The organism is Salinicola acroporae, from assembly GCF_003206615.1.
Taxonomy (GTDB): domain Bacteria; phylum Pseudomonadota; class Gammaproteobacteria; order Pseudomonadales; family Halomonadaceae; genus Salinicola; species Salinicola acroporae.
On sequence record NZ_PZJW01000010.1, the window covers coordinates 115,818 to 129,631 of the forward strand.

Genomic DNA, 13,814 nt, shown 5'->3' on the forward strand with positions numbered 1-13,814 from the left:
CCATGTCAACCATGCGTAACCTGACTTTTGACGCCATCATCATCGGCGGTGGCGGTTCCGGCCTGAGGGCGGCGCTCGAGCTGGCCAAATCCGGCAAGAAGACAGCGGTGCTTTCCAAGGTTTTTCCGACGCGGTCGCATACCGTTTCCGCGCAGGGCGGCATTACCTGTGCCATCGCTTCCGCCGACCCCAATGACGATTGGCGCTGGCACATGTACGACACCGTCAAGGGCGGCGACTATATCGCCGACCAGGACGCGGCCGAGTACCTCTGCTCCGAGGGGCCGAAGGCAGTGTTCGAACTCGAGCACATGGGGCTGCCTTTCTCGCGTTTCGACAACGGGCGTATCTACCAGCGCCCATTCGGCGGTCAATCCAAGGACTTCGGCAAGGGTGGTCAGGCGGCACGCACCTGCGCCGCGGCCGACCGTACCGGCCACGCGTTGCTGCACACGCTCTATCAGAACAACCTGAAGAACAATACGGTGTTCCTTGACGAGTGGTACGCCATCGACCTGGTCAAGAATGCCAACGGCGATGTCGTCGGCTGCATCGCGCTGTGTATCGAGACCGGCGAGATCGTGCATGTCAAATCCAAGGCGACCGTATTGGCGACCGGTGGTGCGGGCCGTATCTATGCCTCGACGACCAATGCCCTGATCAATACCGGCGATGGCATCGGCATGGCGCTGCGCGCCGGCTTCCCGATGCAGGACATGGAGATGTGGCAGTTCCACCCGACCGGTATCTACGGTGCCGGTACGCTGGTGACGGAAGGCTGTCGCGGCGAGGGCGGCTACCTGATCAACAAGGACGGCGAACGTTTCATGGAGCGCTACGCGCCCAACGCCAAGGATCTGGCTGGCCGCGACGTCGTCGCCCGGTCCATGGTCATGGAGGTACTCGAGGGCCGCGGTTGTGGCGAAAATGGCGACCACGTCATGCTGAAGCTCGATCACCTGGGCGAAGAAGTGCTGATGAAGCGCCTGCCGGGTATCGTCGAGCTGTCCAAGACCTTTGCCCACGTGGATCCGGTCAAGGAGCCGATCCCGGTCACGCCGACCTGTCACTACATGATGGGCGGGATTCCGACCAACGTGCACGGCCAGGCCATCACCCAGGATGGCGATGGCAACGACCAGATCGTCAACGGTCTGTTTGCCTGCGGCGAGGCGGCCTGCGTCTCGGTGCACGGCGCCAACCGCCTGGGTGGCAACTCGCTGCTCGATCTGGTGGTGTTCGGTCGCGCTGCCGGGATCTATATCGACAAGGCGCTCAGCGATGGTATCGAGTATCTCGATGCCTCGGCGTCGGACATCGAGCGTGCTACCAGTCGGCTGGCGCGCTGGAATGAGTCCAGCGGTGGCGAGTCCGTGCCCGAGCTCAAGGCCGAGTTGCAGAACACCATGCAGAATGCTTTCGGTGTCTTCCGGCAGGAAGACAACATGCAGGAAGGCGTCAAGAAACTGGCGGAACTGCGCGAGCGCATCGGACAGGCCCATTTGGGCGACAAGTCCGATGTCTTCAACACGGCGCGCGTCGAAGCCCTGGAACTCGACAACCTGCTGGAGGTGGCCGAGGCTACCGCGATCGCGGCGCTCGATCGCAAGGAGAGTCGAGGTGCTCACTCGCGCTACGACTATCCGGATCGCGACGACGTCAACTGGCTCAAGCACTCGCTCTTTCATCCGGGCGACAAGACTGTGACCAAGCGTGATGTCAATTTCACGCCGAAGACGGTCGATACTTTCGAGCCGAAAGTCCGTACCTACTAAGGGGGTTGTCAACGATGTCCAATCTGCAGGTTTCCGTTTACCGCTACAACCCTGAAACCGATTCCGCTCCCTACATGCAGGAGTTTCAGATCGATACCCAGGGGCGCGATCTGATGGTTCTCAATATCCTGACCATGATCAAGGACCAGGATAGCTCGCTGGCTTTCCGTCGCAGCTGTCGCGAGGGTGTGTGCGGCTCCGACGGCATGAACATGAACGGCACCAACGGGCTGGCCTGCATCACGCCGCTGTCGGACGTGGTCAAGGACAACAAGCTGGTGCTGCGCCCGCTGCCCGGGTTGCCCGTGATGCGCGATCTGGTGGTCGACATGGGGCTGTTCTACAAGCAATACGAGCGCATGCAGCCGTACTTGCAGAACGATACCGCGGCGCCGGCCATCGAGCGTCTGCAGTCGCCGGAGGAGCGCGACAAGCTGGACGGGCTCTACGAGTGCATTCTATGTGCCTGTTGCTCGACGTCGTGCCCGTCCTTCTGGTGGAATCCGGACAAGTTCGTCGGTCCGGCCGGCCTGCTGCAGGCCTATCGCTTCCTGGCGGATTCACGCGACAACGCCACCCAGGCGCGGTTGGCCGAGCTGGAAGACCCGTTCAGCCTGTTCCGTTGCCGCGGCATTATGAACTGCGTCGCCGTCTGTCCGAAGGGGCTGAATCCCACCCGGGCGATCGGCAAGATTCGCGAAATGCTGTTGTCCAACGCGACCTGATCGTCAAAGGCGGCATCTACGACTTAAATCGTAGCGCTGGGCTTGTTATCATACCGCCACGCTACTGGCTGCGACTCGATGTCGCAGCCGGCCAGAGCTCAAGATGTCAGCCGGTGCCTAGTGCACCGGCTTTTAACGATCATGGAGACGCCTTGAAGGGCATGGTCGTTGGCCGTCTCGCGACGGTTCCGGAGTGACGCCGAGGCGCAGCTGCGACCGGCGCCGACAACACCCCATCAGTGTAGGGTGAACGAGAGATGCAAGAAGGCATAATGGAGTTGATGTGGCGCACTTCCCACATGAGCGGCGGCAACGCCCACTATGTGGAAGCGCTCTACGAGCAGTACCTGGATGATCCCGCGACCGTTCCCGATGAGTGGCGCCAAGCTTTCGAGCAGTTGCCACGTCTGGAAGGCTCTCCCTCCCAAGATGTTCCCCTCAGCCCGATACGGGAGCAGTTCTATCAACTGTCGCGCGAGCGTCGCGCCCCGGCGACCGCCGCCACCGGCAGTAGCGAGAACCGCAAGCAGGTCAAGGTTCTTCAGCTGATCAACGCGTATCGATTCCGAGGCCATCAGCGCGCGAACATCGATCCGCTCGGCTTGCGTAAGCCCGACACGGTCCCCGATCTCGATCTCTCCTTTCATGACCTGACTCAAGCCGACATGAACACCGAGTTCCAGACCGGTTCGTTCTTTCTGGGCAAGGAGGAAGCGTCCCTCAAGGAGATCGTCGAGGCGCTCGAGCAGACTTACTGTCGCTCGATTGGCTGCGAGTTCATGCATATCGTCAACACCGAGGAGAAACGCTGGCTGCAGCAGCGCTTCGAGTCGGTCCGTTCCAAGCCGAAATACAGTCAGAGCGAACGCGAGCACCTGCTGGAGCGCCTGACCGCGGCCGAGGGGCTGGAGAGCTATCTGGCTTCCAAGTATCCGGGCACCAAGCGCTTCGGTCTGGAGGGTGGGGAGTCCTTCATCCCGATGATGGACGAGGTGATCCAGCGCAGCGGCAATTATGGCGTCAAGGAAGTGGTGATCGGCATGGCCCACCGCGGACGCCTCAACCTGCTGGTGAACATCCTCGGCAAGAGCCCGTCGGAATTGATCGACGAGTTCGACGGCAAGAAGCAGATCGAGCAGGGCTCCGGCGATGTCAAGTATCACCAGGGCTTCAGTTCCAACGTCATGACCCCCGGTGGCGAAGTCCATCTGGCGCTGGCGTTCAATCCCTCGCATCTGGAGATCGTCTCCCCGGTTGTGGAAGGCTCCGTACGAGCGCGCCAGGATCGCCGCCAGGACGACGAGGGCCAGCAGGTCCTGCCGGTGGTGGTCCACGGCGACGCCGCCTTCGCCGGCCAGGGCGTGGTGATGGAAACCTTCCAGATGTCGCAGACCCGCGGTTACAAGACCGGCGGCACGCTGCACATCGTGATCAACAACCAGGTCGGTTTCACCACCTCGCGTGCCGACGATGCCCGTTCCACCGAGTACTGCACCGACATCGCCAAGATGGTTCAGGCGCCGATTCTGCACGTCAACGGTGACGATCCGGAAGCGGTGCTTCACGCGACCCAGGTTGCCGTGGACTATCGCAAGGAGTTCCAGCGCGACGTCGTGATCGACCTGGTCTGCTACCGTCGGCGTGGCCACAACGAGGCCGACGAGCCCTCCGGCACCCAGCCCCTGATGTACTCCAAGATCAAGTCGCACAAGTCGACGCGGACGCTCTACGTGGAGCAACTGATCAAGGAGGGCGTGCTGAACGAGGAGCAGGCCAAGCAGATGGGCGAGCAGTATCGGGACGATCTGCTGGCCGGCAACCATGTCGCCAACGCGCTGGTGAAGCAGCCCAACACCGGATTGTTCGTCGATTGGACGCCGTATCTGGGGCATGAGTGGAGCGGCGACACCGATACCAGTTGCGATCTCGATCAGCTGACCCAGCTGGCGCAGAAGATGAGCGAGATCCCCAACGGCATCGACGTCCAGCGCCAGGTTGCGCGGGTCTACGAGGAGCGGCGCAAGATGCTGGCCGGCAACCAGCCGCTCAACTGGGGATTCGCCGAGACCCTGGCCTACGCCACCCTGGTCGACGCCGGACATCCGGTGCGCCTGACAGGGCAGGATACCGGCCGAGGCACGTTCTCTCATCGGCATGCCGTGGTGCACAACCAGGCCGATGCCTCGACCTATGTCCCGTTGCAGCATATCAAGGACGACCAGCCCGCCTTCGCCATCTACGACTCCTTCCTGTCGGAAGAGGCCGTCCTGGCATTCGAATACGGCTACGCCACGACCGCGCCCAACTCGCTGATCATCTGGGAAGCCCAGTTCGGCGACTTCTTCAACGGTGCTCAGGTCGTGGTCGACCAGTTCATCTCCTCGGGCGAGTCGAAATGGGCACGTCTCTGCGGTCTGACGCTGTTGTTGCCGCATGGCTATGAAGGGCAGGGGCCGGAGCACTCCTCCGCGCGCCTCGAGCGCTTCCTGCAGCTGTGTGCCGAGCACAACATGCAGGTCTGCGTGCCGACCACGCCGGCGCAGATATTCCATCTGCTGCGTCGTCAGGTGATCCGACCGCTGCGCAAGCCGCTGATCGTGATGTCGCCCAAGAGCCTGCTGCGCCACAAGGATGCCACCTCGACCATGGAAGAGCTGTCGGAAGGGCGCTTCCAGATGGTCATCCCCGATGTCGGCGAACGGGATCCCCAGCAGGTCAAGCGAGCCGTGCTCTGCTCGGGCAAGGTCTACTACGATCTCGCGACCTACCGGTCCGAAAACGAGCGTGACGACACGGCGATCATTCGTGTCGAGCAGCTCTATCCTTTTCCCAAGGACGAGCTGTGGGAGGCGCTCAAGACCTATCCGAACCTGGAGCAGGTCGTCTGGTGTCAGGAGGAGCCTCTCAACCAGGGCGCCTGGTACCAGAGTCAGCACCATCTGCGCCTGGTGGCGGGTATGGTGCGAGAGGGATTGGATCACAGCCTCAAGTTCGCGGGTCGTCCGGCTTCTGCCGCGCCAGCCGCGGGCTACATGTCTGTCCATGTGGCCCAGCAGAGCCAACTGGTCGACGACGCTTTCAACGCGTAAGACGCCTTGCCGCTGAGACAGGCGCGAGAGAAAAGAGACTAAGGATACGACATGGCTACTGATATCAAAGCGCCGACTTTTCCCGAATCCGTTGCCGAGGGAACGGTCGCCACTTGGCACAAGAAAGTGGGCGACAGCGTCGAGCGCGATGAACTGATCGTCGAGATCGAGACCGACAAGGTCGTCCTCGAGGTGGTGGCGCCCGAGGCCGGCACGCTCTCCGAGATCAAGATCGAAGAGGGCGACACCTGCGAATCCGAGCAGGTGCTGGGTGTTCTCGGCGCGGCTTCGGAAGGCGGCAAGAGTGAAGAGAAGCCGGCCGCCGAAGAGAAGTCCGACGGCAAGGACAAGTCGGGCAGCGAGAAGCCGGCGGCCAAGCCTGCCGCGTCCGGCAAGAGTTTTGAGGTCAAGGCGCCGAGCTTCCCTGAATCCGTGCAGGAAGGCACCGTCGCCAGCTGGACCAAGAAAGTCGGTGAAGCGGTCAAGCGCGATGAAGTCCTGGCCGAGATCGAGACTGACAAGGTCGTGCTGGAAGTCGTCGCCCCGGCCGACGGCGCGCTCTCCGAGATCAAGGTCGAGGAAGGTGAGGTCGTCGAATCCGAGGCGCTGCTGGCCGTCTTCTCCGAGGGGGCAGGTGGCGAGGGCGACGGTGGGGCTTCCGCCGAATCCGCCGACGATCAGGATGAGGCACCTGCCGCCGATGGCGAAGAAGACACCAAGGTGGATGGCAAGATTCTGGCCCCTGCTGCGCGCAAGCTGGCGGCCGAGAACGATCTCGATGTCAGCAAGATCGAGGGCACTGGCAAGGGCGGTCGGATATTGAAGGAAGACGTGCAGAAGGCGGTCAAGGATGGCTCGGCGAAGAAATCCGCCAAGCCGGCTGCCGCTTCCGCACCGAAAGCGGCTGCAGCGCCGGCGGTCGAGGGCGAGCGTCCCGAGCAGCGTGTGCCGATGAGCCGCCTGCGCCAGACCATCGCCAAGCGCCTGGTCCAGGCCCAGCAGACCGCGGCCATGCTGACCACCTACAATGAGGTGGACATGAGCGCGGTGATGGCGCTGCGCAGTGAATACAAGGACACCTTCCTCAAGGCGCACGACGTCAAGCTCGGTTTCATGGGCTTCTTCGTCAAGGCGGCGACCGAGGCGCTCAAGCGCTTCCCCGACGTCAACGCCTCCATCGATGGCACCGACATCGTCTACCACGGCTATCAGGATATCGGTGTCGCGGTCTCCACGCCGCGCGGTCTGGTGGTGCCGGTGCTGCGTGACACCGACAGCATGAAGCTGGCCGATGTCGAGAAGGCGATCGGCGACTTCGGCAAGCGCGGTCGCGAGGGCAAGCTCGGCATCGACGACATGCAGGGCGGCACCTTCACCATTACCAATGGCGGCATCTTCGGCTCGCTGATGTCGACGCCGATCCTGAACCCGCCGCAGACCGCGATCCTGGGAATGCACAAGATCCAGGAGCGTCCGATGGCGGTGAACGGCAAGGTCGAGATTCGCCCGATGATGTATCTCGCCGTCTCCTACGACCATCGCATGATCGACGGCAAGGACGCGGTCCAGTTCCTGGTGGCGATCAAGTCGCTGCTGGAAGACCCGGCGCGCCTGCTGCTGGATATCTGATGACCGGGGCCCGGGCCTCTCGCGTCCGGGCCAGCGGATATTCGCACCGTCGCACACGAATTCGAAGACTGAACGTCAAACGAAGCGAACAGGAAACTTTTCATGGCCGATAAATTCGATGTGATCGTCATTGGCGCTGGCCCGGGAGGCTACGTCGCCGCGATTCACGCCGCGCAACTGGGCCTCAAGACTGCCTGCGTCGAGAAGTGGGTCAACAAGGAAGGCAAGACGGTTCACGGCGGTACCTGCCTGAACGTGGGCTGTATCCCCTCCAAGGCACTGCTGGAGACGTCTCACAAGTTCGTCGAGACGCGCGATCATTATGCCGAGATCGGCATCAATGTCGGCGATGTCGCCACCGACGTGAAGAAGATGATGGAGTTCAAGAACAGCGTCATCGCCAAGAATACCGGCGGTATCAGCATGCTGTTCAAGTCCAACGGCGTCACGGCACTGGAAGGCACTGGCAAGCTGCTCGATGGCAAGAAGGTCGAAGTGACCGGTCACGACGGCAAGACCGAGACCTACGAGGCCGACAACGTCATCATCGCCTCCGGTTCGGTCCCGGTGAACATTCCGCCGGCACCGATGACCGACGATATCATCGTCGATTCCGCCGGTGCGCTGGAATTCGCCGAGGCGCCCAAGCGGTTGGGCGTGATCGGTGCCGGGGTCATCGGCCTGGAACTGGGCAGCGTGTGGAGCCGTCTGGGCAGTGAAGTCACCGTGCTCGAGGCGCTGGACACCTTCCTGCCGATGGTCGATCAGGCGATTGCCAAGGATGCCCAGAAACTGTTCAAGAAACAGGGCCTGGACATCAAGATGGGCGCGCGGGTGACTGGCTCCGAGATCAAGGGCAAGGGCAAATCCCGCGAAGTCGTGGTCCAGTACACCGACAGCGAGGGCGAGCAGGAACAGACCTTCGACAAGCTGATCGTCTGTGTCGGCCGCAAGCCCTATACCGAAAATCTGCTCGACGACGGCGCCGGTATCAAGCTCGACGAGCGCGGCTTCATCTTCGTCGACGACCAGTGCCGTACCAATGTTCCCGGCGTCTACGCCATCGGCGACGTGGTTCGCGGCCCAATGCTGGCCCACAAGGCGTCGGAAGAGGGCGTCATGGTCGCCGACATCATTGCCGGTCAGAAACCGGAGATGAACTACGACGCGATTCCCAGCGTCATCTACACGGCGCCGGAAGTGGCCTGGGTCGGTATCAACGAGCAGCAGGCGAAGGAGCAGGGCATCGAGGTCAAGACCGGTGCCTTCCCGTTCTCGGCCAGTGGTCGCGCACTTGCGAACAACGCGCCGGAAGGGATGGTCAAGGTCATCGCCGATGCCGAAACCGACCGCGTCCTGGGTATCCACATTCTCGGCCAGCACGCCGGTGAATTGATCGCCCAGGGCGTGATCGCCATGGAGTTCGGTTCCAGTGCCGAAGACCTGGCGCTGACCTGTTTTGCACATCCGACGCTGTCGGAAGCGGTGCACGAGGCGGCACTGGCTGTCGATGGGCATGCCATCCACATGGCCAACCGCAAGAAACGCAAGTAGTCGTTCTCCAGCGTTTCCTGCACTAGGTGCCATTCCCATGGGAATGGCACGGGGGCGACGGGCCGATTGACCGGCTCGTTGCCATTCGAGTCACATGCAACCTAATGGCATGAATCGATGAACCTTCACGAGTATCAGGGCAAACAGCTGTTTGCCGATTATGGTCTTCCCGTTTCCAAAGGCTTCGCCGTCGACACGCCGGACGAAGCCGCGCAGGCCTGCAAGAAAATCGGTGGCGACAAGTGGGTCGTCAAGGCCCAGGTTCACGCGGGCGGCCGCGGCAAGGCCGGCGGCGTCAAGCTGATCAAGAGCCCGGAAGAAGCCAAGGCATTCGCCGAGCAGTGGCTGGGCAAGAACCTGGTGACCTATCAGACCGACGAGAAGGGTCAGCCGGTCGCCAAGATCCTGGTCGAAAACTGCACCGATATCGCCAGCGAGCTCTATCTGGGCGCGGTGGTCGATCGTGCCACCCGTCGCGTGGTCTTCATGGCCTCGACCGAAGGCGGTGTCGAGATCGAGAAGGTCGCCGAAGAGACGCCCGAGAAGATCCTCAAGGCCGAGATCGACCCGCTGGTCGGCGCGCAGCCGTACCAGGCCCGGGAGCTGGCTTTCCAACTGGGCCTGAACAAGGATCAGATCAAGCAGTTCACCAAGATCTTCCTGGGTCTCTCCAAGCTGTTCCACGACAAGGATCTGGCGCTTCTCGAGATCAACCCGCTGGTGATCACCGACGAAGGCAATCTTCACTGCCTCGACGCCAAGATCAATCTCGACGCCAATGCCATGTATCGCCATCCGGATCTGCAGGCGATGCGTGACCCTTCGCAGGAAGACGAGCGCGAGGCCCACGCCCAGGAGTGGGAACTCAACTACGTCGCCCTCGACGGCAACATCGGTTGCATGGTCAATGGCGCCGGTCTGGCCATGGGCACCATGGACATCGTCAACCTCAACGGTGGCAGCCCGGCCAACTTCCTTGATGTCGGCGGCGGCGCGACCAAGGAGCGAGTGGCGGAGGCGTTCAAGATCATCCTCTCCGACACCAATGTCAAAGCCGTACTGGTCAACATCTTCGGCGGCATCGTGCGCTGTGACATGATCGCCGAAGGCATCATCGGTGCCGTCGAGCAGGTCGGCGTCAACGTGCCGGTCGTGGTACGTCTGGAAGGTAACAACGCCGAGCTGGGTGCCGAGAAATTGGCCTCCAGCGGTCTGAACATCATCGCTGCTACCAGCCTGACTGACGCGGCTCAGCAGGTCGTCAAAGCGGCGGAGGGCAAGTAATGAGCATCCTGATCGACAAGAGCACCAAGGTCATCTGCCAGGGCTTCACCGGTGGCCAGGGGACTTTCCACTCCGAGCAGGCGATCGCCTACGGCACCAACATGGTCGGCGGTGTCACGCCGGGCAAGGGTGGCCAGGAGCACCTGGGCCTGCCGGTGTTCAACACCGTCAAGGAAGCGGTCGAGAAGACCGGCGCCGAAGCGTCCGTCATCTATGTTCCGGCTGCCTTCTGCAAGGATTCGATCCTCGAAGCCGCCAATGCCGGCATCAAGCTGATCGTCTGCATCACCGAAGGTATCCCGACGCTGGACATGCTCGACGTCAAGGTCAAGTGTGACGAGCTGGGCGTGCGCCTGATCGGCCCGAACTGCCCCGGAGTGATCACTCCGGGTGAGACCAAGATCGGTATTATGCCGGGTCACATCCACAAGCCGGGCCGTGTCGGCATCGTGTCGCGCTCCGGCACCCTGACCTACGAAGCGGTCAAGCAGACCACCGATCACGGTTTCGGTCAGTCCACCTGCGTGGGCATCGGCGGCGATCCGATCCCGGGTTCCACCTTCATCGACATCCTCGAGATGTTCGAAAAGGACCCGCAGACCGAGGCGATCGTGATGATCGGCGAGATCGGCGGTACTGCCGAAGAGGAAGCCGCAGCCTACATCAAGGCCAACGTCTCCAAGCCGGTGGTTTCCTACATTGCCGGTGTGACCGCCCCTCCGGGCAAGCGCATGGGCCATGCCGGTGCGATCATCTCCGGTGGCAAGGGCACCGCGGACGAGAAGTTTGCCGCGCTGGAAGATGCCGGCGTCAAGACCGTGCGTTCGCTGGCCGAGATCGGTGACGCGCTGAAGGCCGTGACCGGCTGGTAAGCCACGTCGCCCTCCTTCGAGACGTAGAGTCTCGGCAACGGCCCGCCAGGTTTGCCTGGCGGGCCGTCGTCGTTTTGGCCGAGAGTATTGCCCGGCGAGAGTCTTGCTGCGATCGATGGTCCTGTCAGTGTCTCGCCGCTGGCGCCCGTCAGCCAGCCAGTCGATAGCTGTTACGGCCTTCTTGCTTGGCGTCCATCAGGACGCGGTCGGCCCGATTGACCGTATCCTGCGGCGCCTCCACCATCGAATGTTCGGTGACGCCAATGCTCACGGTGATCGAGACGGGGATGTCGGTCACGGCAAACGTCAGATTGCGCAGATATTCGATGAGCCTGGCGACGATCTGACCTGCCTGCTCGAGAGAGGTGTTCTGCATCAGCAGCACGAACTCCTCGCCACCCCAGCGGCCACAGAGGTCTCCTGCGCGCATCTGGTCGCGCAACGAGTTGGCCAGGCTGACTAGGATGCGATCGCCGCCATCGTGGCCATAGCGGTCGTTGATCTGCTTGAAATGATCGATATCCAGCATCGCGACGCAAAACGGTTTGCCGCCTCGCACCGCGTCTACGCCAGCCTGGATCAGCCGCTCGTCCATGAGACGTCGATTGGCCAGGCCGGTCAGCGGATCGTGGGTGGCGGCGGTCTTGAGTGCCTGATTGCGTTCGCGCATTAGCTGCTGGTAGCGATCCGAGATGCGCGACAGCTTGCGCTCCTTGTTGAGCTGGCGCTCGTACTGATGCTTGAGGTTGGCCAGGTCCGCCTGGGTGAACTGCTGGTAGCCGTCGGCGATGTTCAGCAGTCGTTCCAGACGCTTCTGCTCATCGACATGGAGGCGGTAGAGCTGACCCAAGGCGGCATGCAGGGGATGGTCCCTGTGATCCGGCGCTGCCAGCAAGGCTTCGATCTGCTCGAGCAGGGGATGCATCGCACTGGTCACGACGTCGCCTGCTTCGGTTCGATCGCGAACGGGAAGGTGCAGTCCTCGCGAAACTCCTCGGCCAGCTCGGCAATGCGCTCGTTCTCGGCATGGTAGCGCCAGTCGACGCTGACCTGCCTGCCTTGCCGATGGGCCCCCTCGAGAAGATCGAAGATGTCCATCATGGCCTTGACTGAACTGGTATTGAGGTAGACCAGATGTAGCTCGAGCCGCAGCGGCAACCGGTTCTGTTCGAGGAATACGCCGATCCAACGGATGATCTGGTCGAATAGCTCGAACGCGTTCTCTGGGTAGGAGTCGCCCTGCATGGTCAGGCATCCCGTCCCCCAGTCTCCACGGACGGTGGGTGTCGACTGGGTGCCTGAAATCTGGATATCGGAATTCATGGCGGTGGTCACGATCAAACGGTGGCAGTCAGGCTGAAGAATGCCTGACCGTTGGGCAGCGGTTGGAGGCGGGCTTGCAGGGGCAAGCTCGACTTGCGTGCCATATCGAGTAGCCCCAGCCCGGCACCGCGCGTCGAGTTGGTATCGCGTGGCTGGCGCAACTGGCGTTTGTAGGCTTGCTTGAGCTCGGTCTTGTCGAGTTCGCCGATCTCTTCGATCATCTTGGCCAGTTCGCGGCCATCGTCCGCTTCCACGAGGTTACCGGCGGAAACGGTGTAACGACCGGCGTCGTCTCGCCCCACGGCGACGATGGCAGTCGCGTCGCGCTCTCCATACTGCCGTCGGCGTGAATAATGGCGGATGTTCTGCGTCATCTCGATATAAATCGCGAAGACATCCATCGACGACGACAGTGCCGCCTGCTCGCTGTCGAGGTAGTTGCGCAGCGCATTGCCGATCTCCTCGATCAGGCTGCGCGAAATCGGGCCGTTGAAGCAGAGCATGACGCGCTGCTGCTGATAGCTCTCCCGCATCGCTAATAGATCCATGGTCCCTCCGAACGTGAGGTCGAGTATAAAGCGAATGGCAGCTCGAGGGCGGACCGACTCATGTCGGCCTGCCGCCTGGGTCGGGTTGAAACACCAGCAGGGTGATATCGTCGCGCTGCGGATGAGTACCGCTATAGGCCGCCAGCTCTTCTGCGAACGCGGCGACCTGGTCTTTCGGCGTCAGCCTGGCGTGGCGCGTCAGCATCTCGGCGAAGCGCTGACGGCCAAAGCCGAAACCGCGCTCGCCTCCCGCCTGGTCCAGGAAGCCGTCACTGCAGAGCGTGTAGCTCGCCCCGGGTTGCAGAGCCAGCTCGAGATTGGCATAGCGCATCCGGCGCTTCTGCATCAACGCCCGGCGCCCGCCCGGATGAGACTCGAGGCGCTCGCCGTCGGCGACGTGAAGCGCCATCTTGGCGCCGGCGAAACGCATCCGGCGCTGGCGGTCGTCGATCCAGACCAGTCCCATGTCGATATCGGTGGCGAGGTTGGCGGTGAGCGCTTCGCGCTGCAGCAACTCGCGACACCGCGCGTCGACGTCGTCGAGGATGGCAGCCGGGTCGGTGGCGCCGAGCCGCAGCACGGCATGATCGATGCTCGCCTTGACCAGCATGGTCATCAGCGCACCGGGCACGCCATGGCCTGCGCAATCGACGACCCCCAGCAGGTAGCCGGCCGGCGTGGCATGGAAGATGAAGATGTCTCCGCCGACCTGGTCGCGTGGCCGCCACATGACCCCGTAGCGGTTGCCGAGTCGGGCGTCCAGAGTCTCGCCCGGGAGAATGGCGCGCTGTATCAGGCTGGCGTAGGCGAGTGACGACTCGATCTGGCGATGAGCCTGGGCCATTTCCTGGTTGGTCGCCTCCAGTGCTGCGGTGCGTTGGCGAACAGTGGCTTCAAGCTGCTGGGTATGACGCTCCACCTGCGCCGCCATGTCGGCGAACGCGCGTGACAGCTCACCGATCTCATCGCCCTGCTGAACCGGTAGTCGGGAGTCGTACCTGCCGTCGGCAATCGC

11 protein-coding genes are annotated in these 13,814 nt (G+C 62.4%); 7 read left to right on the forward strand and 4 right to left on the reverse strand.

Going from position 1 to position 13,814, the window contains the following annotated elements:
• Window positions 1-2: 2 nt before the first annotated feature.
• The 7 genes from sdhA to sucD all read left to right on the forward strand — a co-directional run bounded on the left by sdhA (window position 3) and on the right by sucD (window position 10,928).
• Window positions 3-1,775 (forward strand): succinate dehydrogenase flavoprotein subunit, encoded by a 1,773-nt coding sequence (sdhA, locus tag DOM54_RS15295; protein ID WP_110717165.1) that lies wholly within the window; start codon window positions 3-5, stop codon window positions 1,773-1,775.
• A 14-nt stretch (window positions 1,776-1,789) separates the two neighbouring features.
• On the forward strand, window positions 1,790-2,500 hold the full coding sequence (locus DOM54_RS15300) for a succinate dehydrogenase iron-sulfur subunit (protein WP_110600699.1): 711 nt from the start codon (window positions 1,790-1,792) through the stop codon (window positions 2,498-2,500).
• 257 nt (window positions 2,501-2,757) lie between these two features.
• The gene (locus DOM54_RS15305; protein WP_110717166.1) at window positions 2,758-5,589 is read left to right on the forward strand and encodes a 2-oxoglutarate dehydrogenase E1 component; all 2,832 of its coding nucleotides are present in this window, start codon (window positions 2,758-2,760) and stop codon (window positions 5,587-5,589) included.
• Window positions 5,590-5,640: 51 nt separating this feature from the next.
• Window positions 5,641-7,218 (forward strand): 2-oxoglutarate dehydrogenase complex dihydrolipoyllysine-residue succinyltransferase, encoded by a 1,578-nt coding sequence (gene odhB / locus DOM54_RS15310; protein WP_110717167.1) that lies wholly within the window; start codon window positions 5,641-5,643, stop codon window positions 7,216-7,218.
• Window positions 7,219-7,320: 102 nt separating this feature from the next.
• A complete protein-coding gene (lpdA, locus tag DOM54_RS15315; protein ID WP_110717168.1) occupies window positions 7,321-8,772 on the forward strand; it encodes a dihydrolipoyl dehydrogenase in 1,452 nt (483 codons plus the stop codon).
• A 117-nt stretch (window positions 8,773-8,889) separates the two neighbouring features.
• Window positions 8,890-10,056 carry an ADP-forming succinate--CoA ligase subunit beta gene (gene sucC / locus DOM54_RS15320; RefSeq protein WP_110600705.1) on the forward strand — a complete coding sequence of 389 codons (1,167 nt, stop codon included), beginning with the start codon at window positions 8,890-8,892 and terminating at the stop codon, window positions 10,054-10,056.
• Entirely contained in the window at window positions 10,056-10,928 is an 873-nt protein-coding gene (gene sucD, locus DOM54_RS15325) for a succinate--CoA ligase subunit alpha (RefSeq protein WP_110600706.1), read from the forward strand. Before sucC ends, sucD begins: the two co-directional genes overlap by 1 nt.
• 148 nt (window positions 10,929-11,076) lie before the next feature.
• Here the strand turns inward: sucD and siaD are convergent, their stop codons facing one another.
• Genes siaD through DOM54_RS20300 form a run of 4 tightly spaced genes read right to left on the reverse strand, consistent with a single transcriptional unit; the run spans window position 11,077 to window position 13,811 of the window.
• Complete coding sequence (gene siaD / locus DOM54_RS15330; protein ID WP_240613928.1) at window positions 11,077-11,865, reverse strand: biofilm regulation diguanylate cyclase SiaD; 789 nt, start codon at window positions 11,863-11,865, stop codon at window positions 11,077-11,079.
• Window positions 11,862-12,251 carry a biofilm regulation phosphoprotein SiaC gene (gene siaC / locus DOM54_RS15335; RefSeq protein ID WP_110717251.1) on the reverse strand — a complete coding sequence of 130 codons (390 nt, stop codon included), beginning with the start codon at window positions 12,249-12,251 and terminating at the stop codon, window positions 11,862-11,864. The genes siaD and siaC overlap by 4 nt, the downstream gene beginning before the upstream one ends.
• Before the next feature lie 14 nt (window positions 12,252-12,265).
• Window positions 12,266-12,799, reverse strand: coding sequence for a biofilm regulation protein kinase SiaB (gene siaB, locus DOM54_RS15340; RefSeq protein ID WP_110717170.1), 534 nt, complete (start codon window positions 12,797-12,799; stop codon window positions 12,266-12,268).
• A 58-nt stretch (window positions 12,800-12,857) separates the two neighbouring features.
• On the reverse strand, window positions 12,858-13,811 hold the full coding sequence (locus DOM54_RS20300; protein ID WP_276309687.1) for a SpoIIE family protein phosphatase: 954 nt from the start codon (window positions 13,809-13,811) through the stop codon (window positions 12,858-12,860).
• Between the last annotated feature and the right edge of the window lie 3 nt (window positions 13,812-13,814).